The following is a 25,505-nucleotide window of genomic DNA, read 5'->3' as shown; positions in this document are numbered from 1 at the left end:
ATCAGCGCCGCACCGGCCGTCCTCCAGCAGCGTCATCCCGGTCATCCCGTCGCCCAGCAGGCGACCGTGCACCACTCTACAGTCACGCCCGCCGAAAGATGACGTTTCTGGAGGTGTCCATCTGTGTTACTGTATTTGTGTTCACGGCGAAGTTGTAAGGTCGTAACCGCGCCCGCCGATTACCCGCGCCTGCCGACCCCGCACATCCAGCGACTGTTGCTTCCCTTGCGGTGCGCTCCCGAAGCTGCGGCCGTTGCTTCACGGTTCGTTGCAAACCTCAGCGACCGTTCGAATCCGGGAGCACTTCCTCCGCCAGTTCCCATGGACGTCCCGTTCTTCGCCTGACCGACCGCCGCGCTGAGCGGCAGGTTCCCTGGGGTTTTCGGGATAGACCTGTTGACTGGCCTGCCGCGGCGACGGCCGAAAATCGCTCTGGAGGCTAATTCTCTCCGGACCTCCTGACTTGGCGGATCTAGTACGCCGAGAAAATCGCCGATAATTCCGAGACTTGCAGCGCAAGGGAACGCTTGCGTTTTCGACTTCCGTTTGGGTGGCAGTTCGAAGTTTGTCATCGAGCAAGAGAGCCCGATCACTCGCGCTCAAAGCCTTGGCTATCAAACTTCAGGGCTCGCCCGTTCTCCGTCACTGTGCGCACCAACTGATCTGTCGCGCCGCCGAGGAGCGTGGCAACGATTTCAAGGGTTACGGTCACCTCAGCGCCCATCTGCGCCACCAGATGCGAAATCACCTCATCCGCGATCCGCGATCCGCGATCCGCGCAGCGTCGCGACCGACGCGGGCTGAATCCAGCCGGACCGAGCCGTGAAAGCGACGCAACGGAGGCGGGCTAGCTGGAGGCGACGCAGGATCTTCCCCCTCGGGCCGTGGCTCGCCCGGCGAGCCGCCTGGTCCTGGCCGCACCGGCACTGGCTGAGGGGTTGGCGGGATCTCTGAATCGATCTGCGCACCGGCAACCGATGGCTTCACGATGAGACAGAACTGTCTGGCGTGTGGAGTGGGCCCCTGGAGCCGGACAGGCGGGCGGTTGGGATTTGACCGTGGTGCCGGGCTTCCGAAGGATGGAAGCCCATGGCGAAGTACCGATCTCACAGCGTCGAGTTCAAGCGGCAGGTCGCGCAGGAATACCCAGGCGGTGAGACCCTGCATGGGCTCGCCAAGCGCCACGACATCTCGCGTAATCTGATCAGGGTATGGGTGGAGAAGTACGAGGCCGGCGCCTTCGACGAGGATGCCCGGGCGATGGATCTCATACAGGCGTATGAGGCGCGCATCGCTGCTCTTGAGCGCCTTGTCGGCAAGCAGGCTCTGGAGCTCGAGTCTCTAAAGGGGGCAGTGCGCTCCGGAGCGTCGCCGAGAAGCGGGCCTACATCCGCGATCGCCGGCCCGCCGGCATCTCGCTCGCGCGGGGATGCGAGCTGATGGGGATCGCCCGCTCCACCTTCTACGACGCGGCGCCGGTCGCGCTCGACGACACCGCCCTGGTCGAGGGGATGGTGGCGATCTGCGACGAGTTCGAGGCCTATGGCTGGCGCCGGGTTGGGGCCGCGCTTCGGCGACGGGGCATGGTGGTGAACCACAAGAAGGTCCGCCGCCTGATGCGCGAGCATGACCTGCAGCCGAGACGCCGCCGGCGGCACGTCGCCACGACCGACAGCGACCACGACGGCCCGATCTTACCTGACTTGGCGAAGGACGCCGCGCCGGATGGGCCTGACCAGCTCTGGGTGGCCGACCTGACCTACGTCCCTGTCGCGGGCGGCTTCGCCTATGTCGCGGTGATCCTGGATGCCTGGTCGCGCCGCGTCGTCGGCTATGCGATCGGGCGCTCCATCGATGCCCGGCTGACGCTTGCCGCCCTGCGTGCCGCGCTCGCGGCGCGGCGGCCTGCCGCCGGCTGCATCCACCACTCGGACCGCGGCTCGCAATACGCTGCGAAGGCGTATCGGGATCTGCTCGAAGCTCATGGCCTACGCGGCTCCATGGGCCGGCGCGGCAATCTCTATGACAACGCCAAAGCCGAGAGCTTCATGAAGACGCTGAAGGTCGAGGCCGTGTACCCGATGGCATACGAGACCTTCGAGGAGGTCGCCGCTGATCTCCCGCGCTTCATCGAGGAGGTCTACAACCGCAAACGGCTGCATTCGGCTCTGGGATACCTGAGCCCAGCGCAGTTCGAGGAGCAGAAGGCCCGGCGCCCAGTCAAAGCTGCCGCCTGATGCCTGTCCGGCTCCAGGGGCCCACTCCAATCCGGGGTCCCGTTTGCGTGCCGATTGACAGCGCGGTCCCGACGGGTCTTCTCAGTGCCGGATCGCCACCTGCGCTTCCGTCCTGACGTCGAAAGCCAGGAACCGATCGAAGAGCGCGGTCTTACGGTAGAAGTGCTGCTCGCCGAATCGCTGCCCCTCGATTGGCTCCTCGTCGCAGGCGCTGTCGTCCTCGCGCGTGGTCTGGCACGCCGAAGCCATCGACACGCTGAACGCCTTCAGCCCCACCAGCAGCATCGCCACCCTGCCGGCCGGCGTCGGCTCGGCGAAGATCTGGGCGCGCGGCCGGCATGACGGACAAGGCGGCTCCGCGGCAGGCACGGTCTTCGCGCGCATCCAGCGCAGCACGAACGGCGGCTCGACGTGGGACACCGTCAGCGAGGGCACCACCTCGCATCCAGGCGGCACGCCGGATCAGACCATCGACGTGCCGAAGGCGACCATTACCGTCTTGCCGGCCATCAGTTCCGCGTCACCTGCGGGCCGAGCGGGACGTTCGGGCTCGTGTACTACGGCAATGATCCGAGCCGGACGTTTCTGCGCTTCGAGTGGGGCCCTTGAAGAAAGGCTGGGCCTTCGCGCAGCCCGGGGTCATGGGCTTCGACGGGCAGATCGCGCGCGAGGCGCGCTGACCGATGCCGCGTCGCAGGCGCTGCACCAAGCTTCCGCGCACAGGTGTCAAGACCAGGCGCTTTACAGCCCAGCTGTGGCGGCGGGCCGAGCAGGAATTCGGCAGGCTATGATGCGGCTGCCCTCCGCAATGCCGAGGGCAGTGTCAGCACGCCGCGCCTGACCACCGCCCGTTGTGGCGCGGCGGCATGGGTGCGGCGAGCAACGTAGGGCGTGCCGGCCAGCACGGTGCGCAGCGCGACTTCCAGCCCCGCGCCCGCCCCGGCATCGAGCGCGGCGAGGGTGAGGAACGCGATCGCTTCGCCCTCCCGCCGCGAGAAATCCAAGGCGCTGATACCGGCGTCGCCAAGGAACCCCTCGGCCTGCGCCGCCGTGCAGGCAGCCCAGCCGGCATAGGCCACCAAGGCCGCCGGCGAGCCGCGCAGCACCATCAGATGGTGCCCGCGCGTGAGTTCCCCCGCCGTCAGCGGCACCCTGAGGCCGAGCGGCGCCAGCGAAAAGGGCGCGGTCCGTGCCAGCAGCGGCAGCACGAGGCCGAGCGAGAACGCGATGTTCGCCGCCCGAGCCAGTCTCGCGCCCGGGCAGCGCGCCTGCAGCAGCGCGAGGGCGGCATCGGGCAGCGGCACAGGCGTCACAGGCGACATGCGGCAGCCTGCATCGCGGCAAGAACCGGCCTCACTCCGGGCGCACCGTGCGCGCGATCTCCTCGCCCAGGAAGCCGATCGCCTCGGCCTGCCGCACCCCGGGCAGCACGGCCACGTCGTAGAGCTCCTCGATCGTGTGCGCGAAGCGCAGCCATTGCGCGACCTGGCCGGTGACGCAGTCCACCACCAGCAGGCCGCATCGCGGCACGGCGCCCTTCTCGGCGAGCAACCCTTCCAGCGGCAGCCCCTCGAAGGTCTGGTTGCCGCGCGGCCGCGAGAGTCCCACCACGGCCCAGCGCCCGGCGAAGGCCAGGCCCCGCGCGTAGCCCGGGCAGAAGGCCACCGGGGTGAAGCCGCCATCGCGCGGATCCAACACGCCGAGCTCGCCCCGGCCCGAATTGAGCAGCCAGAGCCGGCCCTCGTGCAGGCGGGGCGAATGCGGCATGGAAAGCCCTGCCGCCACGACCTCCCCGCTCGCCACCTCCACCACGACGCCGCCATCGGCGCGCCGCTCGCGCCAGCCATCGGCGACATCGCTGCGGCCGATCGCCGTGACGAAGGCCGGGCGGGCGCCGTCCATCGCCAGCCCGTTCAGGTGGCAGCGATCCTCCGGCAGCACGGCACTGACGAAGCGCGGCCGCCACAGCGCGCGGAAGCTCGCCGTCTCGCTGATCGTCGCCAGGCAGGAGAACAGCGTGTTGACGAAGACCGGCCCCGGCGCAGCCATGTCCGCCATCGCGCCCTGGCCGATGTCGTGGATGTCGAGGGCGCCGGTTACCCGCCCCTCGCGCGGCACGAAGCGACGCTCGGCGCCCTGCGGCGTGGCGCGCCCCGGCGGCAGGTCGTTGACGAAGCGCCACAGCATGGCCTTGCCGCTGGCCCACAGCGTATTGCCGTCGGTCCAGAGGCCCTGGCACTGCTCGATCATCCGCTCATGCCCGCGCAGCGACCCATCATGCCGGCGGCCGATCAGGATCAGCCGCCCAGCCTGGTAGGTGGTTAAGGCCAGACTCAGCCCCGCCTCGGCCAGCCAGCCGGTGAACCCTGGGGAGGCGAGCAGCATCGGCCCCGGAGCGCCCCCCTGCGGCGGCCCCGACGCAGGCGCGGGCGCGGCGCTCATGCCGCCCCGGCCGGCCGCGCTGCGGCGGCAGCACGCAATCCGGCGGTCGTCGGCGCAACCCCGGCGCCTCGGCATCGTGCGGCTCCGAAGGCAGGGGTTCGCAACACGGACCAGACGGGCATCAGAGCTCCGGAGAACGGCGGGGCACGAACATGATACGAACATGCCAGCAGGCAAAGCGGGGCACGCTGCGACGCCTCCGGCGTGACGCGCATTTCCAACCCCATCCTACCCATCCTGGCGAAACTAACTGCATCTGTTACCTTGTCCCTAATGGACGGCCGATCGTCCAGACAGGGAAGCGCCATGCCGTCCAGCATCCGGGATCTCGCCCCGAGCCTGAGCATCATCGGCGATACGGACCCGCAGCTCCTCGATGCCGACGTCGCCTTCGCCAGCGCCGCGGTCCTGGCCGGCGGCCAGCTGGTGGTCGGCGGCCTGCTCGCCGAGGACCGCGTCTCCATCCTCGCCGGCGCCGGCGGCATCACCTTCGACGGCACCACGGTCGGCTTCGGCGGCACCAGCATCGGCAGCGCGTCCGGCGGCATCGGCACCAGCTTCGTCGTCACCTTCAACGGCAACGTCACCGCGGCGGCGGTGGATGCGCTGATCCAGGCGCTGAGCTACGCCAATGTCAGCGCCACCCCCACCACCAACCGCACGCTGACGCTGGACGTGGTGGACGCGGCGGGCGGGCATCTGCAGGGCACCTCGCAATTCGGCGGGCTGACAAGCATTACCCCCTTCATCGGCGTCAGCTTCGCCGCGTACCACGCCACGCCCGCCTTCGCCGATCTGGACGGCGACGGCAAGCTGGACCTCGTCGCCGGCGGCCAATACGGCGGCATTGCCTGGTGGAAGAACACCGGCACCGCCGCCGCGCCCGCCTTCACCGCGCAGAGCGCCGCCCTCTTCGGCAGCATCGCCGCCGGCTACTACTCCGCGCCTGCGCTGGCGGACCTGGACGGCGATGGCGATCCCGACATGCTGGTCGCCAACGGCACCGGCCAGTTCCGCTATTGGCGGAACACCGGCACGGCCCAGGCGCCGGCCTTCACCGAGCAGACCGGCGCGGCCAATCCCTTCAACGGCATCGGCGGCGGCTACCTGAGCCTGCCCGTCTTCGTGGACCTCGATGGCGACGGGCTGCTCGATCTGGTCGCGGGCAATTCCGATGGCACGCTGCAGGCTTGGCGCAACACCGGCACGGCCCTGGCGCCGGCCTTCGCCCCCTTCGCCACCAATCCCTTCGCCGGGATCGATGTCGGCTACCTCAGTGCGCCGACCTTCATGGACCTCGACGGCGACGGCGACCGGGACCTCGTCGTCGGCAACCTGACCCGGCAGGTCCTGGCATGGGAGAATACGGGCGGCCCCACGGCCCCGGCCTTCTCCCCGCTGGCCGGCACGGCGAACCCGTTCAACGGGATCGTGACGCCCAACGACCGCGCCAAGCCGGTCGCCATAGACCTGACGGGCGACGGGCGGCTCGACCTCGCCGTCTTCGACTTCCGCGGCAATTTGCCCGTGGTGCGGCTGGACATCACGCCGCTGCCGTCCATCGCCGTCGCCGTCACGGCGGCGCCGACCATCACCTCCGGCGCCGCCACCAACGTGCAGGAGGGCGGCTGGTTCAGCAACGTCCTTTACCTCGCCACGGCGACCGATCCGGACGGGCCCAACCCCATCGCCTGGTCGCTGACCGGCGCGGATGCGGCGCTGTTCACCATCGGCCCGGATGGCGCGGTCCGCTTCAAGGCCATGCCGGATTTCGAGGCGCCGCTCGATGCCGGCGGGAACAACGTCTACGACATCAACGTCGTCGCCAGCGACGGCCTCGGCAGCGACAGCCGCGCGGTCGCCATCACCGTGACCGACCTCGCGGAGCCGCCGAGACTGGCAGGCCTCGCGCTGGCCCTCACCTTCCCCGAACCCGTGGTCAACGCCGCGCCGCAGCGGATCGACACCGACGTCATCTTCACCGCGGGGTATTCGCTCGCGGGCGGCAGCCTGACCGTCTCCGGGCTGCTGGCCGAGGATCGGGTCTCCATCGCGCATCAGGGGAACGGCGCCGGCCAGATCGGCTTCGACGGCACGCAGGTGCGCTTCGGCGGCGTGGTGATCGGCACCGCCACCGGCGGCGTCGGCACCAGCTTCACGGTGGCGCTGAACGCCGCGGCCAATTCCGCCGGCGTGGAGGCGCTGATCGAGCAGCTGACCTATGCCAATGCCAGCGACACGCCGACCCCGTCACGGACCCTGACCATCGACATGGTGGACGCGGCGGGACAGCGCCTCGGCACGAACGCCTCCGGCGCCTTCCAGAACGATGCGGCGCTCGCCGCGCTGCTGCCAACCGAGCTTCTGATCCCGCCGGCCGGCTCGACGGCCGGCCTGGGCCTCGCGCCCAACTTCGTGGATCTCGACGGCGACGGGCTGGCGGAGATCGTGGGCACCAGCGTCCTCAGCACTGACTTGAGCCAGAAGTATGGCGGCACGCAGGTGTGGAAGAATATCGGCACCGCGGAGAACCCCGACTACGTCGCGCTGACAGGGACGGACAATCCCCTCAATGGCGCCGAATTCGCCCTGCTGCAGACCCACGCCTTCGCCGACCTGGACGGCGACGGGCTGACGGACCTGGTCGGCCGGACGCTGCAGGGAGCGTTCTCCACCAATGTCGGGGCCAAGTACGGCAGCCTGGGCTTCTGGCGGAACACCGGCACGGAAACCGCGCCGGTCTTCACGGCGGTGACGGGGCTGGACAATCCGGTGGGCGGGATCGCGGTAGGGCCAACCGCTTCGCTGGCCTTCGGCGACCTGAACGGCGATGGGCTGCAGGACCTCATTGTCGGCCGGTCCACCGACACCACGAATTTCAGCGCCGCGCCGATCGTGCTCGATGCCTGGCTGAACACGGGCACCGCGACCCAGCCGGTTTTCACGAAGCTCAGCGGCGCCGCCGATCCCTTCGCGGGACTCCAGTTCCCCGGTGGGGCCCTAGCCGGCTTCACGCTCGCCGACCTGAACGGCGACGGGCGCCCGGACCTGGTCGCCACGGTCGTCAACACGACCTCGGTGATCGCGAACTCCAGCCTGCGCATCTGGCTCAATGGCGACGGCGTCTTCACCGAGCTGGACGCGGCGGACAACCCCTTCACTGGGCTGTTCTTCGACGGCTCCCTGACGCCCGTGAAGCCCCTCCCGACGGGCCAGCCCCGCTTCGTGGACCTGAACGGCGACGGGGTGCAGGAGGTGGTGCTCGCGACCTTCCCGGGGGACAGCCTTGCGACCGCGACCATCGCGGACCTGTCCCTGAGCGTCTTCAGCGGTGGCGTGAAGCCGGCCACGGTGACCATCGGCGTGACGGCGGAGGACGACGCGCCGCGCGGACCGGCGCTGCAGGCGCTGGCCCCGTTGGCCGAGGACGGGACGCGCCTGCTGACCACCGCCGCGCTGCTGGCCGGCTGGGCCGACCCCGAGGGCAAGCCGCTCAGCCTGACGAACCTCGCGCAGATCTCCGGCAGGCCAAGCACGCTGCTCGACAACGGCAACGGCACCTGGCTGTTCACGCCCGCCGCTCATGACGACAGCGGCGTCGCCTTCCAGTTCACCGTCTCCGACGGGCTGGTGAGCGCCAATGGCGTGGCGATGCTCGACCTGACGCCGGTCAACGACGCGCCGGTCGGCGACGTCGCGCTGAGCGCGACGGACAGCCAGCTCACCGCCTCCGCCACGCTGACCGATGCCGACGGCATGGGCGCGGTGACGTTGCAATGGCAGTCGCGCGCGGGTGCCGGCGCCTGGACCGACATCGCCGGCGCGACGGGGCCGAACCTCCTGCCCGGGCCGGCCCTGGCGGGGCTCGGCCTGCGTGCGGTCGCCCGCTACACCGATGGCGGCGGCACGGCCGAGGAAGTGGCCTCCACCAGCATCGGCCAGATGGGCACGGAGGGCGCCGACTCGCTGACGGGCTCGGCGCAGCCCAGCGTGTTCTTCGGCCGCGGTGGCGGTGACCGCCTGGCCGGTGGCGACGGCAACGAGACGCTGAACGGCGAGGGCGGCGCGGACACCCTGACCGGCGGCAAGGGCGATGACCGACTGGCGGGCGGCGCGGGCGACGACAGCGTCGATGGAGGCCTCGGCACCGACACGACGGTCTTGTCCGGTCTGCGGGCGGACTACCTCGTGAACGCGCTCGGCGGCGGGCTGTTCACCGTGGTGGACCTGCGTGCGGGTCAGCCGGAAGGGGCCGACACCGTCTCCGGTGTCGAGTTCCTGGAATTCGCCGACACGCTGGTCGCGGTCTCCGGCTCCGGCGGCCCCGGAAGCGGCGACGATGTGCTGGAGGGGGATGCCGGCGCGAACACCATCGATGCGCTCGGCGGCAACGATGCGGTCAGCGGGCTTGGCGGCGCGGACCGGCTGCTCGGCGGCGCCGGCAATGACTCGCTCTACGGCGGCGCGCAGAACGACACGCTCGACGGGGGCACGGGCAACGATTCGCTCGTCGGCGAGGCCGGTGCGGACAGCATGGCGGGCGGCGTGGGCAACGACGCCTATGATGTGGACAACATTGCCGACAAGACGCTGGAGCTGCGCGACGCGGGCTCCGACACCGTCTTCTCCTCCGTCACCTGGACGCTCGCGGCGAACTTCGAGGATCTGGTGCTGACCGGCAATGCCGCGATCAACGGCACCGGCAACAGCCTGAGCAACGTCATCACCGGCAACGACGCCGCGAACCAGCTGGTCGGCGCCGGCAAGGCTGACACGCTGATCGGCGGCGGCGGCAACGACCTCTACTTGCCGGATGCGACCGACACGCTGATCGAGCAGGATGGCGGCGGCTACGACACCGTCATCCTCAACGCCAGCTTCGCGCTGTCCGACCATATCGAGGAGCTGCGCTTCAACGGCACCGCCAACGCGCGCGGCGACGGCAATGCCGCGAACAACCTGATGGTCGGCAATGTCGGCAACAATCGCCTGCTCGGCTACGACGGCAACGACACGCTCTCCGGCGGCCAGGGCAACGACACGCTGCAGGGCGGCGAGGGCGCGGACAGCCTGGTCGGCGGCGAGGGCGTGGACCGGCTGGATGGCGGCAATGGCGACGACACCTACCTGATCGGCGACCTCGACCAGATCATCGAGCTGGTGGGCGGCGGCACCGATACGGTGCTGAGCAGCATCAGCTACACGCTGACGCCGACGGTGGAGAACCTGACGCTGCTCGGCAATGGCGACCTGACGGCGACGGGCAACGCGCTGGCGAACGTCATCACCGGCAATGGCGGGTCGAACCTGCTGCGCGGGCTGGGCGAGGCCGACCGGCTGTCCGGCGGGCAGGGCAACGACACGATCGAGGGCGGCGTCGGCGCAGATACGCTGACCGGCGGCGGCGGCTTCGACCGCTACCTGTGGCTGGTGCCGAACGAGGGCGGCGACACGCTGACGGATTTCCGCCCCGGCGACGACCTGCTGACCTTTGCCTCGGCGACCTTCGGCGGCTTGCCGGTCGGCGCGCTGGATGCGGCGCGCTTCGCGAGCAACGCGCCGAGCGCGGCGATCGGGCAGTTCGTCTATACCAAGGCGACGGGCGTGCTGATGTGGGACGCGGACGGCACCGGCGGCGGCGCGGCCATCACCATCGCCACGCTGAGCAACAAGCCGACGCTGGCGGCGACCGATCTGGTGATCGCGTAGGCACCCCCCGGCGCCTTGCGAAGCGCAGCAGGGACAGCTTGCGGGGGCAGCGACGGTTCGAACCCGGGTGCACTCCCTCCGACAGTCCATGCGTGGCCAAGGTCCGGCCGCCTAGGCGGCGCGGAGTTCCGCCAGGAAGCCGCCGACCGCTTCCCGCAGGACTTCCGTGTTCTGCTCCAGCCGGCCCGCGGCATCCTTGATCTCGGCGGCGGCGCCGTTGCTGCGCGCGGCAGCGCCCCCCAGGCCGGCGATGTTGCCCGCCGCGACCTGGGTGCCCTGCGAGACATGCTGGGCGCTGCGCGCGATCTCCTGCGTCGCGGCGCGCTGCTGCTCCACCGCCGCGGCGATGGCCTGCGCGGTCTGGCCGATCTCCTGCACCGTCTCCGCGAGCACGCGGATGGCGGAGACCGTGCCGCTGGTGCCGGCCTGGATCGCCGCGATCTGCGCGCCGATCTCCTCTGTCGCGCGCGCCGTCTGGGTCGCCAGTGCCTTCACTTCGCTCGCCACCACGGCAAAGCCCTTGCCGGCCTCGCCCGCCCGCGCAGCCTCGATCGTCGCGTTCAGCGCAAGCAGATTGGTCTGGCTGGCGATGTCGCTGATCAGGCGGACGACATCGCCGATCTCCTGGGCCTTGCCGCTCAACAAGGCGACGGCTGCATTGGTGTCGTGGGCCGTCGTCGCCGCCCGCGACGAGATTTCGGCGGAGCGGCTCACCTGCTGCGCGATCTCCTGGATGGAGGCGGAGAGCTGCTCCGCGGCGCCGGCGACGGTGGTGACATTGGCCGCGGCGTCCTCGACGCTGGCGGAAGCGCGCCCCACGCTGTCCGAGGTGGTGGCCGCGCTCTGCGCCACCGCAGTGGCGCCCTCGCTCACCTGCGCGGCGGAGGCCGCAACCGCCTGCGCCACGGCATCCACCCGCCCTTCGAAGGCGGCGGCGAAGCCGGCGATGCGCGAATCGTAGGCGACCTTGTTCTCCTCGAGATAGATCGAGATGGCGAGCTCGGCGTCGAGCAGCACGGCCTGCGTAACGGCATCGAGCATGGCGGTCATGCGGGCGCGCGCCTGCGGCGTGCCGAGCCTGCGCCAGTGATGCGCCACGATCAGCCGCTGCAGGCGCATCAGCACATGCGTATAGCCACCGAGATACCAGCGGGGATCGAGCCCGATACGGCTGTGCGCCAGGCCGATCCGTCGCACGCTGGCGTGGTACTCGGCGTCGAAGCGGCCGGAGAAGAGGTTCAGCCAGTGCCGGCCCTGGGCGGTTTCCGCGTGCCTGCGGATGGCCTCGCTGGGGAACAGCCGCGCCAGCTCCGGGAAGCGCATGACATGCGCGTAGAACTCACTCAGGATCGTCGGCAGGTGCTCCTGCAGCAATGGCAGGACGCCGCGTATCGCCTCCTGCGTCGCCGTGTCGATGGACAGGAACGCCGTGCGTTCGCGCAATGCCGTGTCGATCATCCCCAACCGCCTTCCATGTTTCCGGCATGCGTACTGCCTCGGGATGAAGGAAGGATTTGGCGGAGCTAAATATTCGGTAGGATTTGGCCATGCCGCATGCAGCCGCCACGGCGGCTGGGACCACGTCGCAGCATCACGCCGGCGCCAGGCCTGCCGCACGCAGCGCCTCCCGCGTCATGGCCTCCGCAAGCCAGGCGACGAAGCGCCCGGCTTCCGCGCCAGCACCCGTGAAGCATGATGCGGCGAAGACCACGGTCGTGTTGCAGCTCGGCGGCAGCGGCCCGAGGATGTCCACACCGGGCACAGCCATCAATTCGCTGATCTGCTGGATAGCCAGCGCGGCCTCGCCGCGCGCGACGGGCTCCGCCGTGAAGCCCTGCGGCACGATCCGGGCCTTGGCGTTGACTTCGGCGGCGATGCCGAGGCGCTCGATCAGCGCGGCGAAGAACAGGCCGCTCGCGCCGCTGGCGGAATAGACGACGGAGGGTGCGGCGCGGAGCGTTGCGATGAAGGCCGCCTCGGTGCCGATGTCGGGCCGCGGCGCACCGGCGCGCACGGCGGCGCCGACCATGGACTGCGCCAGGATCCGGCGCGGCGACGGGGCCAAGACGCCGGATGCCGTCAGGTCCGCGACGCCTTCTTCGGTCAGGATCGCCACGTCGCCGTGCGCGCCGTCGCGGATGGCCGCGAGCAGGCGCACGGTGGGATCGAAGCGGATCTCCGGCGCGAAGCCGGCTTCGGCCGCGCGCGGCAACAGGCCCTGCAGCACGCCATGCACGCCGAGGGTGGAGAGGATGCGCAGGGGCGCAGCGGGCATGTCGGGGTCCTTGTCCGGGCAGCGGCAGGGCGCATCAGGCACCTTCCGCGCGCGTCAGCGCAACCCGGCATTGATCCGCAGCCCCGGCCGGCGCAGCCTTGGCCGACCGCAAGGGGGAGGATTGGTCCACGTGATCCACGTCATCGCCATCATCACCGCGAAGCCAGGCATGCGCGAGGCCGTGCTGCGCGAGTTCCGCGGCAACATGCCGGCCGTGCTGGCGGAGGAGGGCTGCATCGAATACGGCCCGGCGATCGACGCCGAGGGCATCGGCAGCTTCCAGACGGCATTCGGGCCAGACACCTTCGTCGTCATCGAGAAGTGGGAAAGCCCGGCCGCGCTGAAGGCGCATGCCGCCGCGCCGCACATGCAGGCCTATGGCGCGCGCACCAGGGAGATGATCGCATCGCGCGTCATCCACGTGCTGTCACCCGCGGCGTGACGCGCAGCCGCCTTCAGCTGCCGTAGCGATAGGGCGGCGGCTCGCGCGCCGAAAGCGCAGCGGCGAAGGCCGCCGCCGTGGCGCGCAGCTCCGGCAGCCATTCCGTCTCCATCGTCCCGAGGCCGGTGCGCGCGACCTCCGCACTGGCGCCGAGCGCGGCAACGACCTGGCCGCCCACCGCGACCGGCACGGCGATGGAGCGCAGGCCCATAATCGTCTCCTGGTCGTTCAGCGCATGGCCATCACGCGCGGCCCTGGCGACCGCGGCGCGGATATCCTCGCCGCGTGCGAGCGTGTTCGGCGTGAGGCGCTGCGACGGGACGGCCAGCGCCGCCTCCAGCGCCTCCGGCGGCAGCGCCGCGAGCAGCACCTTGCCGACCGAGGTCGCATGGGCCGGCATGCGCGTGCCGACGGACATGTAGTCCCGGCTGAGACGCCTTGCGGAAGCACGCGCGACATAGACCACCTCCGCGCCGTCCAGCAGCGCGAGCGAGGCGGAGGCATCGAGCCGCGCGGTCAGCGAGGACAGCAGCGGCTGGGCGATGGCCGAAAGCGGGAGCGTGGCGAGGAAGGCGTAGCCGAGCTGCAGCGTGCGCGGCCGCAGCGCGTAGCGTGCGCCGTCGCTGCCGACATAGCCGAGACTTTCCAGCGTGCGCAGGATGCGCTGCGCCGACCCGGGACTGATGCCGACGCGGCGCGCCGTCTCGCTGAGGGTGAGCGACGGATGTTCGGCATCGAAGGCCTCGATCACCGCGAGACCCTTGGCGAGCGTGCGCAACTCGTCACGCGCCAGTGTCTCGTGGCGGGTGCGCGCGGTCGTTGACACGGCGCTGCGCTGATCCCTAGGCTTCCGCATAACGGATGACTTTCCGCATAGCGGAAGAAATAGACTGAAAGCCGAGGGAGGAGAAGCCATGCTCACGCGTCGTGCCGGACTTTCCGCACTGGCTGCGCTGTCCGCCACTGGCCTGGCCCGCCAAGCCAGCGCGCAGGAACGCTTTCCGGACAAGCCGATCCGCATCGTCGTGCCCTATGCCGCCGGCACCGCGACCGATCTTGCCGCGCGGCAGCTTGCCGGCGCGATGGGCGAGGTGCTGGGACAGCGCCCGGTGATCGAGAATCGCGGCGGCGCGGGCGGCATCGTCGGCACCGAGATCGTCGCGCGCAGCGCGCCGGATGGCTACACGCTGCTGTTTGCCGGCAGCCAGACGCATGCGATCAACATCAGCCTGTACCGCCGCCTGCCCTACGACCCGGTGGCGGACTTCACGCCGATCGCGCGGCTGGCGACACAGCCCATGGTGCTGGTGGTGCCGAGCCAGCTGCCGGTGCGCAACGTGGCGGAGCTGGTGGCGCTGGCGAAGTCGCGGCCGGGGCAGATCAACTATGCTTCCTCCGGGATCGGGACAACGGCGCATCTGACGGGATCGGCGCTGCGCGTGCAGGCCGGCGTCGACATGACGCATGTGCCCTATGGCAGCGGCGCGCTGCTGTTCGCCGGGCTGATCAACGGCGATACCTCGCTGATGTTCTATCCCTGGCAGCCGTTGAAGCCGCATGTGGAATCCGGGCGGCTGCGCGTGATCGCGACGGCCGGCGAGCAGCGCCTGCCCTGGCTGCCGGATGCGCCGACGATGATCGAATCCGGCTTCCCGGATTTTGTCGCGGCCTCCTGGTTCGGCATCTTCGGCCCGGCCGGCGTGCCGGCGGACCGCGTGACCATCCTGGCCGAGGCGATCCGCAAGACGCTCGAGAACCCCGAGATCGTGGCGGGCTTCGCCGCGGCGGGCACGCAGATCACCTACATGCCGCCTGCCGCCTTCCGCGGCTTCATCAATTCCGAGATCGAGCGCTACCGCAAGGTGGTGGCGGATTCCGGCGCGAAGGTGGAGTGAGGAGTACTGTGGGAAGCGAAGCGAGAAGGCGGCCCGCGCCGAGTGGCGCGAACGCGGCCCGCGCCGAGTGGTGCGAAAGCCAGGCGGCCGGAAGCCGCGCCCGGCGTCCGAGGGCACCTGAATGAATCCGATGCGATGCGCGACCGCCATCGTCGGCATGGGCCGGGCGATGGCGTGGAAGACAGACCCCGAGCCGAAGACGCCGCTGCTGCTGGCGGCTGTCGCGGCGCGGCAGGCAATGGCAACGGCCGGGATCCGGCGCGACCAGGTGGGGGCGCTGTTCACCGGACGCACGCCGCAATCCTACATGGTGCTGCAGTACAACCAGGCGCTGCTGAACGAGCTGAAGATCGGGCCGATGTTCTCGAGCGAGGTCAGCTCGCATGGCGGCGGCTCGCTCGGCGCCATCCAGCTTGCCGCGACGGCGCTGAACGCCGGCGTGATCGACTACGCGCTCTGCGTCACGAACGAGGCGAGCGGGATCTGGATGGACCAGGTCGGCTCCAACGCCGCCTGGGAAGGCGACCTGCAGTTCGAGGCACCCTACGGTCCTTCCACGCCCTCGATCTACGCGCAGACCTTCTGCCGCTACATGCACGAATACGGCGTGACGCCCGAGCAGGCCGCGCAGGTGGCGGTGGAGAACCGGCGCTGGGCGCTGCACCATCCGCACGCTGCGATGCGCAACAAGGGCCCGATCACGGTGGAGGACGTGCTGGCCTCCCGGATGATCGCGACGCCGCTGCGCATGCTGGATTGCGCGGTGTGGTATCCCGGCGGCATCGCGACCGCGGTCGTGCTGACCCGCGCCGATATCGCGACGGCCCGGCATGCGGAGCAGACCTGGATCGCCGGCTTCGGCCAGTGCAACACGCATGAATGGGTCGGCGAGCGGATGGGCGGCTGGGGCTACGCGCCCTTCGAGGACGGGCCGGACCTGATCCAGACCGGCGCGGGCGTTGCGGCGAAGCAGGCCTATGCGATGTCCGGCCTGGCGCCGAAGGACATGGATCTGGCGGAGACCTCGGCACCCTTCAGCTACGCCAACCTGATGATGCTGGAGGAGATGGGTTTCTGCCCGCGCGGCGAGGGCGGGCGCTTCGTGGCCGATGGCGGCATCGCCTACGAAGGCGGCCTGCCCTTCAACACGAACGGCGGCTATCTCTCCTTCGGACAGGTGGCGCAGGGGCTCTACAATCTGAAGGAACTGGTGGACCAGCTGCATGGCCGCGCGGAGGGCAAGCCGGTACCGGGCGCGGCCGCGGGCATCGTGCACATGCATGGCGGGCCGCTGGCTTGCCATTCCGTCGTGATCCTGACGAAGGAGAGACTGACATGAGCGAGGCGCCGGTCACGGACTGGTCTCGCGGGTTGGAGCTGAAGGCGGGCGACTGGTTCATCGGACTGTACCAGCCCTCGCCGGAGACGACCGGCTATTGGCAAGGCGTGGCGCGGCACGAACTGCTGCTGAAGAACTGCCCCGCCTGCGATCGCCACTTCCACCCGAAGCGCATCGTCTGCACGGAATGCGGTTCGGATGCGCTGGAATGGAAGCGCGCGAGCGGGCGCGGCGAGGTGTATTCCTTCAGCGAGGTGCATCGCGCGCCGAGCGCGGCCTTCGCCGGCGCCACGCCCTATGTCGTCGGGCTGGTGAAGCTGGAGGAGGGCGTGCATCTGTTCACGCGCTTCGTGGACGCACCGGTCGGCATCGGCACGAAGGTCGCGGTGGACTTTCGCCCGCTCGAACTCGGCAACCTGATGCCGGTGTTCCGGCCGGAGGGGGCGTGAGCCAGGGGCCTCTCGCCGGCATCCGCGTGCTGGACACCACGCGCGCGCTGGCCGGGCCGCTCTGCACGATGGTGCTGGGCGATCTCGGCGCCGATGTGGTCAAGATCGAGGAGCCCGGGCGCGGCGACGAGACGCGCTTCTGGGGCCCGCCCTTCGTCGGCGATGCCGGCCCGACGCTGATCGGCTACAACCGCAACAAGCGCTCCGTTGCGTTGGATCTGCGCAAGCCGGAAGGCCGCGAGACCTGCCTGGCACTGGCGCGCAGCTGCGACGTCTTCGTGGAGAACTTCCGGCCCGGCACGGTGAAGCGGTTTGGCGTGGATTACGATGCGGTGCGCGCCGTGCGGCCGGACGTGATCTACTGCTCGATCAGCGGCTATGGCCAGGACGGGCCGATGGCGAAGCGGCCGGCGGTGGACCTGATGGTGCAGGCGGTCGGCGGGCTGATGGCGCAGACCGGCGAGGCTGAGGGCCGGCCAGTGAAGGCCGCGGCGCCGGTGGCGGACACGATGGGCGGCCTCTCCGCCGCCATCGCCGTGATGGGCGCGCTGATGGAGCGCGGCCGAACCGGAGAGGGGCGCTATCTCGACATTTCGATGCTGGATGGACTGGTGGCGCTGATGGGCCAGTCGATTGCTGGCTGGGGGATGAGCGGCAAGGCGCCGCGCCGCTGGGGCAACGCGCATCCTTTGATGGCGCCTTACGAGAGCCTGCGCTGCGCCGACCGGGAGATCGTGATCGCCGTCACGAACGAGAAGACCTGGGCGAGCTTCGTCGCGCTGCCGGCGTTCGCGGCGCTCGGCGCCGATCCGCGCTACGCCGACCCGCCATCGCGCAACACCAACCGCGCGACGATGCTGCCGGCGATCGAGGCGATCCTGATGACGAAGCCGGCGGCGGAATGGCTGGCGGTGTTCGACGCGGTCGGCATTCCCGCGGAACCGATCAACACCCTGCCGGAGGTGATGGCGCTGGAGCAGCTTGCGCAGCGGGGCATGCTGCCGGAAGTGACCTATGCCGGCCAGCGCATCCCCACCGCCGGCCTGCCCTGGAAGGCGGTGGCGCGCGAGGATGCGTTGCGCAGCCCGCCCGCCCTGGGCGAGCATACCGATGAGGTGCTGCGGGAGTGGGGCGTGCGGTGATCTTCCAGCCCGAAGTCGAGACACGCGATCCGGCGGAACAACGGCGGCTGGACGACGCGGCATTGCGGCGCCAGTTGCGCTATCTGTTCGAGCGCTCGCCCTTCTACGTGGGCAAGCTGCGCGCGGCCGGCTTCGGCGATGCGGCGGCGTGCGGCGGCGTGGACGACCTGCCGCGACTGCCCTTCACCGAGAAGGACGAGATCCGCGCAAGCCAGGCGGAGACGCCGCCCTTCGGAACGCATCTGGCGGCGGACCCCGCCGATCTCGCGCGCATCTACTCGACCAGCGGGACGACGGGCGACCCCTGCTACATGCCCGTGACGGCGCGCGACCTGGCGAGCTGGATCGAGATCTCCTCCCGCTCCTACACCGCGACGGGATTGCGGCGCGGCATGCGTGCGGTCAGCACCTACAATGCGGGCCCCTTCGTGGCGGGTGCGGCGCTCGACACCATCGCCTCGCTCGGCGTCTGCCACATCCCCGTGGGCACGGGGAACACGCAGCGGCTGATCCGCGCGCTGCAACTGCTGCGGCCGGAAGCGCTGCTCTGCACGCCGAGCTATGCCGTGCACCTCTCGGAAGTGCTCGCGGAGCGCGGCATCGCGGCGGATGGCCTCGGCGTGAAGCGCATCTGCGTCGCGGGCGAGCCCGGCGGCGGAGAGGCGGAGATCCGCGCGCGACTGGAAGCCGCCTTCGGCGCGAAGCTCTGCGAGGCGATGGGCATCGGCGATGTCTCCATCTCGCTCTGGGGCGAATGCGACGCGCAGCAGGGCATGCATTTCGGCGGCTACGACCATGTGCATGTGGAGCTGGTGGACCCCGCCACCGGCGAGCCCGTGGAGAAGACCGACGGCGCGACCGGCGAGCTGGTCTACACCGCCCTGACGCGCGAGGCCGCGCCGCTGCTGCGCTTCCGCTCGCGCGACCATGTGGTGTGGTGGAGTTCGCGCTGCGCATGCGGTCGTACCACGCCGCGGGTGCGCTGCATCGGCCGCACCGACGACCTGGTGATCGTGCGCGGCGTGAATGTGTTTCCCTCCGCCGTGCGCGCGGTGGTCGCGGGCTTCGTGCCGCAGGTCAGCGGCGCCATCCTGATCCGGCCGCGAGTCCGCGGCGTGCGGCAGGAGCCGCCGCTGCCGGTGCAGGTGGAAGTCGGGCCGGGCGATGCGCCGCCGCCCGAGGGGCTGGCCGCCGCGATCGAGGCGGCGATCCGCACGACGCTGGTGGCGACGGCGCGCGTGACGCTGGTGCCCTTCGGCAGCATCGGGCGCAGCGAATACAAGACGAAGCTGCTCGATTTCAGCGATGCGGAGTGAGCATATGAGGCTGGATGCTGGATGGCGGCCTGCGCAGCAGGCCGAGGCCGCGAACGCGGCCCGCCGCAGGTGCGGCGAGCCAAGCGGCCGGAGGCCGCGCCCAGCGCTTGAGGGCACGACACCATGAAGACACACATTGCCGGGTCGGACGCGACCTCGATCCGCGTCTGCGGCAAGGACCTGGTGGAGGAGTTGATCGGCGAGCACGGCTTCACCGAGGTGCTCTACCTGCTCACCTGCGGCCGGCTGCCGAACCAAGCCGAGACGCGCGTGCTGGATGCGTGCCTGGTGACGCTGATGGACCATGGCTGGACGCCGACTTCCCTGATCGCGCGCCTCGCCTATGACAGCGCGCCGAGCCAGGTGCAGATCGGCATCTCCGCGGGCTTGCTGGCGGTGGGCGATGTCTTCGCCGGCACCATGGATGGCTGCGCGAAGCTGCTGGCGGAGGGCATCGGCCAACCGGACAAGGCGGCCTGGTGCAGGGAGGTCGTGCAGGCGCACCGCACGCTGAAGAAGCCCATGCCGGGCTTCGGCCACCCCTTCCACAAGCCGGACGACCCGCGGCCACCGAAGCTGTTCCGCGTGGCGGAGAAGGCCGGGGTCAAGGGCGATTACATCGCGCTGCTGCGCCAGCTCGGCGCGGCGGTGGACGAAGCCTATGGCCGCCACCTGACGATCAATGCCACAGGCGCGATCGCCGCGCTGCTGCTGGAGATCGGCATGCCCGTGTCCATCATGCGCGGCATTGCCGTGGTCTCGCGCTCCGGCGGGCTGGCGGGGCATCTGGTGGAGGAGCAGCGCACCCATGCGGCGCGCCAAGTGTGGAAGCTGGCCGAGGAGCACATCCCCTATGAGGACCCGCCCGCGGGCTGAGGCGCGGCACCCGTTGCCGTGCCGCCATGCCCGCAGCTAGGCTGCCGGTCCGCGCAACGAGGACGACGCCATGGCCGATGGATTGCCCGAGCTTCCCGCGCTCGATCCGGCCCGCATGACCCAGGCCGATATCGACCAGCGCATCTTCGATCTCTACGACGAATACTGTCACGGGCGCATCGACCGACGCTCCTTCCTGCAGGCCGCCGGGGCAATCGCGGGCGGGCTGGCGATGGCGGAGGCGCTGATGCCGCGCTACGCCGAGGCGCAGACCATCTCCTTCACCGATCCGCGCATGGTCGGGCGCTACGTGACCTATCCGTCGCCCGGGGGCACCTCCGGCACGATGCGCGGCTACCTGGCGCAGCCCAGCGGCAACGGCCCTTTCCCCGCCGTGCTGGTGATCCACGAGAACCGCGGCCTCAATCCCTATGTCGAGGACGTGGCGCGGCGGCTTGCCGTGGAGGGCTTCCTGGCGCTGGCACCGGACGGGCTGGCGCCGCTCGGCGGCTATCCCGGTAATGACGACGAGGGCCGGGAGATGCAGGCCAGGCTCGAGCAGCCGAAGCTGCGCACGGACATGCTGAACAGCGCGCGCTTCCTGAAGGCGCATGCGCGCTCCACCGGCAAGCTGGGCGCCACCGGCTTCTGCTGGGGCGGCGGCACGGTGAACTGGCTGGCGACGGAGCTTGGCGCCGACATGCAAGCGGGCGTGCCCTTCTACGGCGCTGCGCCGCCAGCCTCCGCCGTACCGAACATCAAGGCGGCGCTGCTGATCCACTATGCCGCGAACGACCCGCGCATCAACGGCATGTGGCCGGGCTTCGAGGCGGCGCTGAAGGCCGCGCATGTGCGCTACGAGATGTACGAATATCCCGGCACGCAGCACGGCTTCCACAACAACTCCACGCCCCGCTACGAGGCCGCGGCGGCCGAGCTGGCCTGGACGCGCACGCTCGCCTTCTTCCGCCAGACCCTGGCCTGACGAGGACCACGCGCGACGTGGCCGGGGAAGTGCCGGAGGCGTTGCGCGCCTGCATCGGGCGTGTTGCCACCTACACCGCGCCCGATCCGATCGGGGAGGCGGGCATCCGCCTCTTCGCGCTGGCCATGCAGGACGACAATCCGCTGTACCAGGATGCCGAGGTCGCGGCGGCGTCGCGCCATGGCGGCATCGTCGCGCCACCGACGCTGCTGTGCGAGACGAACCAGCCCTGCCGACGCGCCCCCGACGACAGCGGCTATTTCGGGCATGCCTGGGACCTGCCACTGCCCAGCAAGGACTTCCTGCGCGGCGGCAACGAGTACGAATTCCACGAGCCCGCCCGCCCGGACGACCGGATCACCGTCACCTGGACGCTGCTGGACATCCAGGCACGGGAGACGCGCAACGGCAGGCTGTTCCTGGTAATCTCGGAAGCGCGCTACACCAACCAGCGGGGCGAGCTGCTGGCGGTGAACCGCGAGACGAACATCCACCAGCCATGAGACACCCTGTGTCAACGTTCTCGTGCGTTGAAGCGTGCCGCGTCGTCGCAACCGGCCTCAAGGACGCTTCGCGCCGGCTGCGCCGGTCGCCTTCGGCGATCCTTGACCCGGGCTGCGTCGCCGCGGCGCGTTGGGATGTGGCCGGGACGAAGGAACGGGCGTTTCGGCCGAACCAAGGAACCGGGTTGAGTTCAGGCGAGGCGTGCGGCGGCGTTGTGACGGCCAGGATCGTAGGCGGTGCGATCTTGCCAGGCACGCCAGAGGACACGGCACCAGGCGCGGGCGAGAATGCGGATGGCGTGCTGATGGCGGCATCCGCGCTGGCGGGCTTGGTTGTAGATACGGGCGGCCCAGGCGGATGCGTGACGCGAGTTGCCGGCGAAGGTCGTGATGGCCTTTCGAAGGCGCTGGTTGCATGCCCATCGGAAGGTGACGCCGCGTGCCTTGCCGGAAGCGTGGGTCACGGGACAGACGCCGGCTTCGGCGGCGAGCTGCGCTTCGGTCGGGAAGCGCTCGCGGACGTCGCCAAGTTCGGCGAGGATGCCTGCGGCGCAGATGCGTCCCGATCGCGGGAAGGACATGACGATCTGCCCGTCGGGCAATTCTGCGATGTCGTGTTCGATGCGGGTGGAGAGGCGGGCGATCTCGTTGACGATGGTGTCGAGCGCGCTCGCCAGGGCGCGGACGAGCTCGCCCTTGGCGTCGGCCTCTGCTTCGCTGGCGTGGCCGGTGGGCGCGGCACGGAGGCGGTCGAGGAGTTCGGTGGCGGTGCGCCGGCCGGGATAGGCGTGGCTGGCGAGAAAGCCGGCGAGGCGCTTGGGTCCGAGACGCGCGGCGCTATCCGGGGTTGGATAGCGCCGGATGAAGGCCAGCGCGATCGGGCTGTCGATGTCGGCGAAGACGATGGCAGCACCTGGCCAGAAGCTCTCCAGCGTGCTGCGCAGCGTGTTGGCGAGGGCGACACGCTGGGCGACGAGGTCGTCGCGGCCGCGCACCAGGGCACGCAGCGCCTTGATGTCGTCGGAGGCCGGCGTGAGAGGGCGGAAGCGGTGCCCATCGGTGCGCAGGATGTCAGCGAGCATGAAGGCATCGGCGGGGTCGGACTTGCCGCTGGAGGCGCGATAGCGCGGCCGGCAGGCCTTAACGACGTTGGGATGGATCGGGATCACCGGATGGCCGGCCTCGACCAGGGCGTCGACGATCAGGCCGGAGGGGCGCTCGATGGCGACCGGCAGTTCGGGCGGCGGCGCGATGCGCGCCAAGCGGGCGAGCAGGTCGGCGAGACCGGTGGCGTCGTGCTGCACCTCGATACGGGCGAGCACTGCACCGGCGGTGTCGACGACGCAAACGGCGTGCGCGGCGCCGCCCCAGTCGAGACCGGCGAACATTGGCATGGGCTGACCTCCTCGGTTCGGGGTAGGCTCACCCGGGCTGGGAGGTCGTGCGGATCGCTCACTGATTGGCGCTCTGGCTGGCCGGCTCTGGCGCATCACCCTGTGGTCCGTCCCGATCTCCCGGCGCCTGGCGTGCGGCTGGTCTCATGCTGGCCGTCCAGCGGCGCGCGACGCGGGCCGTCACGCCAGGTGCTCGGGCTGTCGAACACTACGCCAATGCACGGCCCACTGCCCGACCGCACGAAGGTGCACCAGTGAGCGACGTGCGTCACCTGGACCAGGTGCGGATCGGCGAGGCTCTGCCGGAGATCGCCTTCGACGTGACCCTGACCGCGCTGGTCACCTACGCCGCGGCCACCTGGGACTTCCACCGCCTGCACTACGATACCGCCTTCGCCACCGCGGCCGGCATGCGCGCGCCGATCATGGATGGGCAGATGGCGGGCGGGCTGCTGGCGCGGCAGGCGATGCGATGGGGCGGGCGCGACGCCTTCCTGCGGCGGCTCTCCTATCGCCTGCGCACGCCCTGCTTCGTCGGCGAGCGCATCCTGCTGCGCGGCGAAGTGACCGCCGTGGATGACGCGAAAGCCTGGGCGCTGTGCCGCATGGACATCGTGAAGAGCGACGGCGCGGTGGTGGTGCAGGATGCCAGCGCCGCGGTGGAACTGCCGCGCCGCGGCTGATGCGCTACCCCAGAAGCTTCGCCAGCTCCGGCGGGAGGCCGGTGGTCTCCACCGGCGCATGCGGCACCAGCCCGGCCGGCCCGCCGCCGAGCGCCGCGATGGCGGCCCGCACGCCGGCCTCAACCGAACAGATCACCGGCACCGGAACGCGCGGCGCGATGCGCGCGGCAAGCCCGGCCAATCCCGCGCCACCCAGGATCACCGCGCCGGCGCCGTCCTGTTCGGTGCTTGCCGCGCAGGCCTCGGCGAGTTGCGCGAGCGCGCCTTCCGGATCGCGTGCGATCTCGCCGCCCGACGGCGCAACGGTGCGCACGCCCGCCAGCCGATCGGCGTGGCCGCGCACGGCGTAGAATTCCCGCAGCATCGGTCCCCAGGCGGCGCCACCCGTCACCACACCAAAGCGGGGCGCAAGGCGCAGGGCCTCCTCCGCCGCGGCATCGGCGAGGCCCAGCACCGGAACGGGCGCGACTTCCCGCAACGCGTCGAGTCCGGGGTCGCCGAAGCAGCCGATCAGCACGGCGTCCATGCCTGCGCCCCAGGCCGCGTAGGCGTCCAGAGCGGCATGGGCCGCGACGGCGGAGGCCGCGCGGGAGGCGATGTAGCGCGCGCCGAAGCGCGCCGTCGCGCCGATGAAGGTCACCCCCGGCGGTGCCATGCCCTGCGCGATGGCGACGAGCCGTTCGGTGATCGCCTCCGTCGTGTTGGCGTTGATCAGCAGGATCCGCATGCGCGCTGCATCGCCCCTTCGCGGCCGCCGCGCAAGGCTGCTAGGCTGCACGCAACAGGATGGGGAGGAACCGCATGGCATCGCTGACGCGCCGTGCCGCCCTGCTGGCGGCGGCCGGAATGGCGGCCCGGCCGGCATTGGCGGCCGTGGATCTGCAGGCTCTGGCGCGCGAGGCCGCGACCGAGTCCGGCGATCTCTCCTGGTACGAGAGCAACCCGCTCAACGCGCTGGACCGCGTGCTCGCCGCCTTCGCGCGCGGACCCGGCCGCGGCATCCGCGTGCGGCCGGAAAGCGTGCCAGGCGGCGTCGGCATCGTCGGACGCGTGGCCAACGAGGCGCAGGCCGGCGGGCGGACGGCCGATCTCGTGAGCCTCGGCGGCTCCGGCATCCTGCGGCTGCAGGAACGCAACCTGCTGGCCGATGCGGGCTGGCAGCAGATGGGCTTTCCCGAAAGCTTCGTCGCCGGCCCCGCGCTGCTGACGGCCGCCGCGCTCTACTGCGTGATCTACAACCGCAACGAGGTGAAGCCGGAGGACGCGCCGAAGACCTGGGAAGACCTGCTCGCGCCGCGTTTCAAGGGGCGCATCGGATCCTGGTCGCGCATGGCCGCCTTCGCGGAGCTTGCGCATGTCTGGGGCGAGGCGCGGGTGAACGACTACTACACGCGCTTCCTGGCGCAGGAGCCGATGCTGTTCCGCTCCACCGCGCCGCTGGCGCAGCAGGTCGCGGCGGGCGAGGTGGCAGTCGGGCTCGGCATCTACCACACCGCGCTTCCGGCGATCCGGCGCGGCGCGCCGATCGAGGTGGTGCTGCTGGATCCCACGCCGGTCAGCGCGATCTGGACAGCGGTGACGGTGCCGGCACGGCGGCCGAAGGCGGCGAAGCTGCTCGGCGCCTGGCTCGCCACGCCGGAGGGCGCGCGCGCCTACGAAGCGGCGACGGAGCGTGGCCATCCGCTGCTGCCGGAGACTGATACGGGCAAGCGGCTGCAGGGGCTGACGCTCACGGAATGGCCGATGGCGCAGAAGGACGAATACGCCCGCATCTACGAGGCGCTGAACGCACGGGTCAACGAAGCCAGCGCGCGCTGA

The 25,505-nt window shown here is 70.5% G+C and carries 23 protein-coding genes; 14 read left to right on the top strand and 9 right to left on the bottom strand.

Features of this window, described 5'->3' with window-relative positions; translation table 11 throughout:
• Positions 1 to 589: 589 nt before the first annotated feature.
• Positions 590 to 748 (bottom strand): hypothetical protein, encoded by a 159-nt coding sequence (locus E4T13_RS30150; RefSeq protein WP_170985328.1) that lies wholly within the window; start codon positions 746 to 748, stop codon positions 590 to 592.
• Positions 749 to 1,089: 341 nt separating this feature from the next.
• Between E4T13_RS30150 and E4T13_RS29475 the strand changes: the two genes are divergently transcribed.
• Together E4T13_RS29475 and E4T13_RS29470 are read left to right on the top strand one after the other, a co-directional pair.
• Entirely contained in the window at positions 1,090 to 1,440 is a 351-nt protein-coding gene (locus tag E4T13_RS29475; protein WP_137181899.1) for a transposase, read from the top strand.
• Positions 1,389 to 2,237 (top strand): IS3 family transposase, encoded by an 849-nt coding sequence (locus tag E4T13_RS29470; RefSeq protein WP_137181898.1) that lies wholly within the window; start codon positions 1,389 to 1,391, stop codon positions 2,235 to 2,237. Before E4T13_RS29475 ends, E4T13_RS29470 begins: the two co-directional genes overlap by 52 nt.
• A gap of 81 nt (positions 2,238 to 2,318) precedes the next feature.
• Here the strand turns inward: E4T13_RS29470 and E4T13_RS29465 are convergent, their stop codons facing one another.
• The 3 genes from E4T13_RS29465 to E4T13_RS29455 all read right to left on the bottom strand — a co-directional run bounded on the left by E4T13_RS29465 (position 2,319) and on the right by E4T13_RS29455 (position 4,622).
• Complete coding sequence (locus E4T13_RS29465) at positions 2,319 to 2,672, bottom strand: hypothetical protein (protein ID WP_137181897.1); 354 nt, start codon at positions 2,670 to 2,672, stop codon at positions 2,319 to 2,321.
• Between the two features lie 350 nt (positions 2,673 to 3,022).
• Positions 3,023 to 3,541 carry a hypothetical protein gene (locus E4T13_RS29460; RefSeq protein ID WP_137181896.1) on the bottom strand — a complete coding sequence of 173 codons (519 nt, stop codon included), beginning with the start codon at positions 3,539 to 3,541 and terminating at the stop codon, positions 3,023 to 3,025.
• A gap of 49 nt (positions 3,542 to 3,590) precedes the next feature.
• Complete coding sequence (locus E4T13_RS29455; protein WP_137181895.1) at positions 3,591 to 4,622, bottom strand: TIGR03032 family protein; 1,032 nt, start codon at positions 4,620 to 4,622, stop codon at positions 3,591 to 3,593.
• 363 nt (positions 4,623 to 4,985) lie between these two features.
• On the opposite strand from E4T13_RS29455, the gene E4T13_RS30740 reads away from it, so the two are divergent.
• Positions 4,986 to 10,388, top strand: a complete 5,403-nt coding sequence (locus tag E4T13_RS30740; protein WP_170985327.1) for an FG-GAP-like repeat-containing protein — start codon at positions 4,986 to 4,988, stop codon at positions 10,386 to 10,388.
• 111 nt (positions 10,389 to 10,499) lie between these two features.
• Here E4T13_RS30740 and E4T13_RS29445 read toward each other — a convergent pair whose 3' ends face one another.
• Positions 10,500 to 11,846, bottom strand: coding sequence for a globin-coupled sensor protein (locus E4T13_RS29445; RefSeq protein WP_137181893.1), 1,347 nt, complete (start codon positions 11,844 to 11,846; stop codon positions 10,500 to 10,502).
• Positions 11,847 to 11,979: 133 nt separating this feature from the next.
• Positions 11,980 to 12,663 carry a substrate-binding domain-containing protein gene (locus E4T13_RS29440; protein WP_137181892.1) on the bottom strand — a complete coding sequence of 228 codons (684 nt, stop codon included), beginning with the start codon at positions 12,661 to 12,663 and terminating at the stop codon, positions 11,980 to 11,982.
• 130 nt (positions 12,664 to 12,793) lie between these two features.
• Between E4T13_RS29440 and E4T13_RS29435 the strand changes: the two genes are divergently transcribed.
• On the top strand, positions 12,794 to 13,105 hold the full coding sequence (locus E4T13_RS29435; protein ID WP_137181891.1) for a putative quinol monooxygenase: 312 nt from the start codon (positions 12,794 to 12,796) through the stop codon (positions 13,103 to 13,105).
• 13 nt (positions 13,106 to 13,118) lie between these two features.
• On the opposite strand, the gene E4T13_RS29430 is transcribed toward E4T13_RS29435, so the two are convergent.
• Entirely contained in the window at positions 13,119 to 13,931 is an 813-nt protein-coding gene (locus E4T13_RS29430) for an IclR family transcriptional regulator C-terminal domain-containing protein (protein ID WP_170985326.1), read from the bottom strand.
• An 88-nt stretch (positions 13,932 to 14,019) separates the two neighbouring features.
• On the opposite strand from E4T13_RS29430, the gene E4T13_RS29425 reads away from it, so the two are divergent.
• From E4T13_RS29425 to E4T13_RS29395, 8 genes are all read left to right on the top strand, one after another.
• On the top strand, positions 14,020 to 15,000 hold the full coding sequence (locus tag E4T13_RS29425; RefSeq protein WP_137181889.1) for a tripartite tricarboxylate transporter substrate binding protein: 981 nt from the start codon (positions 14,020 to 14,022) through the stop codon (positions 14,998 to 15,000).
• A 121-nt stretch (positions 15,001 to 15,121) separates the two neighbouring features.
• Complete coding sequence (locus E4T13_RS30145; RefSeq protein ID WP_170985325.1) at positions 15,122 to 16,339, top strand: thiolase family protein; 1,218 nt, start codon at positions 15,122 to 15,124, stop codon at positions 16,337 to 16,339.
• A complete protein-coding gene (locus E4T13_RS30140) occupies positions 16,336 to 16,788 on the top strand; it encodes a Zn-ribbon domain-containing OB-fold protein (RefSeq protein ID WP_170985324.1) in 453 nt (150 codons plus the stop codon). The genes E4T13_RS30145 and E4T13_RS30140 overlap by 4 nt, the downstream gene beginning before the upstream one ends.
• Positions 16,785 to 17,930: a CaiB/BaiF CoA-transferase family protein gene (locus tag E4T13_RS29415; RefSeq protein WP_137181887.1), complete on the top strand. Its 1,146-nt coding sequence runs from the start codon at positions 16,785 to 16,787 to the stop codon at positions 17,928 to 17,930. Before E4T13_RS30140 ends, E4T13_RS29415 begins: the two co-directional genes overlap by 4 nt.
• Complete coding sequence (locus tag E4T13_RS29410) at positions 17,927 to 19,246, top strand: phenylacetate--CoA ligase family protein (RefSeq protein ID WP_206030333.1); 1,320 nt, start codon at positions 17,927 to 17,929, stop codon at positions 19,244 to 19,246. The genes E4T13_RS29415 and E4T13_RS29410 overlap by 4 nt, the downstream gene beginning before the upstream one ends.
• 123 nt (positions 19,247 to 19,369) lie before the next feature.
• Positions 19,370 to 20,122: a citryl-CoA lyase gene (locus E4T13_RS29405; protein WP_137181886.1), complete on the top strand. Its 753-nt coding sequence runs from the start codon at positions 19,370 to 19,372 to the stop codon at positions 20,120 to 20,122.
• Between the two features lie 70 nt (positions 20,123 to 20,192).
• Positions 20,193 to 21,107, top strand: a complete 915-nt coding sequence (locus E4T13_RS29400; protein WP_206030332.1) for a dienelactone hydrolase family protein — start codon at positions 20,193 to 20,195, stop codon at positions 21,105 to 21,107.
• 17 nt (positions 21,108 to 21,124) lie between these two features.
• Positions 21,125 to 21,610, top strand: coding sequence for a MaoC family dehydratase N-terminal domain-containing protein (locus E4T13_RS29395; protein ID WP_206030331.1), 486 nt, complete (start codon positions 21,125 to 21,127; stop codon positions 21,608 to 21,610).
• A 191-nt stretch (positions 21,611 to 21,801) separates the two neighbouring features.
• On the opposite strand, the gene E4T13_RS29390 is transcribed toward E4T13_RS29395, so the two are convergent.
• A complete protein-coding gene (locus E4T13_RS29390) occupies positions 21,802 to 23,004 on the bottom strand; it encodes an IS110 family transposase (protein WP_137181885.1) in 1,203 nt (400 codons plus the stop codon).
• Positions 23,005 to 23,258: 254 nt separating this feature from the next.
• Between E4T13_RS29390 and E4T13_RS29385 the strand changes: the two genes are divergently transcribed.
• Positions 23,259 to 23,687 carry a MaoC/PaaZ C-terminal domain-containing protein gene (locus E4T13_RS29385; RefSeq protein WP_170985323.1) on the top strand — a complete coding sequence of 143 codons (429 nt, stop codon included), beginning with the start codon at positions 23,259 to 23,261 and terminating at the stop codon, positions 23,685 to 23,687.
• 4 nt (positions 23,688 to 23,691) lie between these two features.
• Here the strand turns inward: E4T13_RS29385 and E4T13_RS29380 are convergent, their stop codons facing one another.
• Entirely contained in the window at positions 23,692 to 24,414 is a 723-nt protein-coding gene (locus E4T13_RS29380; RefSeq protein WP_137181883.1) for an aspartate/glutamate racemase family protein, read from the bottom strand.
• A gap of 74 nt (positions 24,415 to 24,488) precedes the next feature.
• Here E4T13_RS29380 and E4T13_RS29375 point away from each other — a divergent pair, with 74 nt between their 5' ends.
• Positions 24,489 to 25,505 carry an ABC transporter substrate-binding protein gene (locus E4T13_RS29375; protein WP_170985322.1) on the top strand — a complete coding sequence of 339 codons (1,017 nt, stop codon included), beginning with the start codon at positions 24,489 to 24,491 and terminating at the stop codon, positions 25,503 to 25,505.

Source organism: Roseomonas sp. AR75 (assembly GCF_005222815.1).
GTDB lineage: Bacteria > Pseudomonadota > Alphaproteobacteria > Acetobacterales > Acetobacteraceae > Falsiroseomonas.
The sequence above is the reverse complement of the archived record's forward strand: the minus strand, read 5'-3'. Positions and strand labels throughout refer to the sequence as shown.

What these genes read in the sequence shown, in the direction of transcription:
- E4T13_RS29475 (WP_137181899.1), top strand. Translation starts at nt 1,090, where the DNA reads ATGGCGAAGTACCGATCTCACAGCGTCGAGTTCAAGCGGCAGGTCGCG.
- E4T13_RS29455 (WP_137181895.1), bottom strand. Translation starts at nt 4,622, where the DNA reads ATGCTGCTCGCCTCCCCAGGGTTCACCGGCTGGCTGGCCGAGGCGGGG.
- E4T13_RS30740 (WP_170985327.1), top strand. Translation starts at nt 4,986, where the DNA reads ATGCCGTCCAGCATCCGGGATCTCGCCCCGAGCCTGAGCATCATCGGC.
- E4T13_RS29445 (WP_137181893.1), bottom strand. Translation starts at nt 11,846, where the DNA reads ATGATCGACACGGCATTGCGCGAACGCACGGCGTTCCTGTCCATCGAC.
- E4T13_RS29440 (WP_137181892.1), bottom strand. Translation starts at nt 12,663, where the DNA reads ATGCCCGCTGCGCCCCTGCGCATCCTCTCCACCCTCGGCGTGCATGGC.
- E4T13_RS29425 (WP_137181889.1), top strand. Translation starts at nt 14,020, where the DNA reads ATGCTCACGCGTCGTGCCGGACTTTCCGCACTGGCTGCGCTGTCCGCC.
- E4T13_RS30145 (WP_170985325.1), top strand. Translation starts at nt 15,122, where the DNA reads ATGAATCCGATGCGATGCGCGACCGCCATCGTCGGCATGGGCCGGGCG.
- E4T13_RS30140 (WP_170985324.1), top strand. Translation starts at nt 16,336, where the DNA reads ATGAGCGAGGCGCCGGTCACGGACTGGTCTCGCGGGTTGGAGCTGAAG.
- E4T13_RS29405 (WP_137181886.1), top strand. Translation starts at nt 19,370, where the DNA reads ATGAAGACACACATTGCCGGGTCGGACGCGACCTCGATCCGCGTCTGC.
- E4T13_RS29400 (WP_206030332.1), top strand. Translation starts at nt 20,193, where the DNA reads ATGGCCGATGGATTGCCCGAGCTTCCCGCGCTCGATCCGGCCCGCATG.
- E4T13_RS29390 (WP_137181885.1), bottom strand. Translation starts at nt 23,004, where the DNA reads ATGCCAATGTTCGCCGGTCTCGACTGGGGCGGCGCCGCGCACGCCGTT.
- E4T13_RS29380 (WP_137181883.1), bottom strand. Translation starts at nt 24,414, where the DNA reads ATGCGGATCCTGCTGATCAACGCCAACACGACGGAGGCGATCACCGAA.
- E4T13_RS29375 (WP_170985322.1), top strand. Translation starts at nt 24,489, where the DNA reads ATGGCATCGCTGACGCGCCGTGCCGCCCTGCTGGCGGCGGCCGGAATG.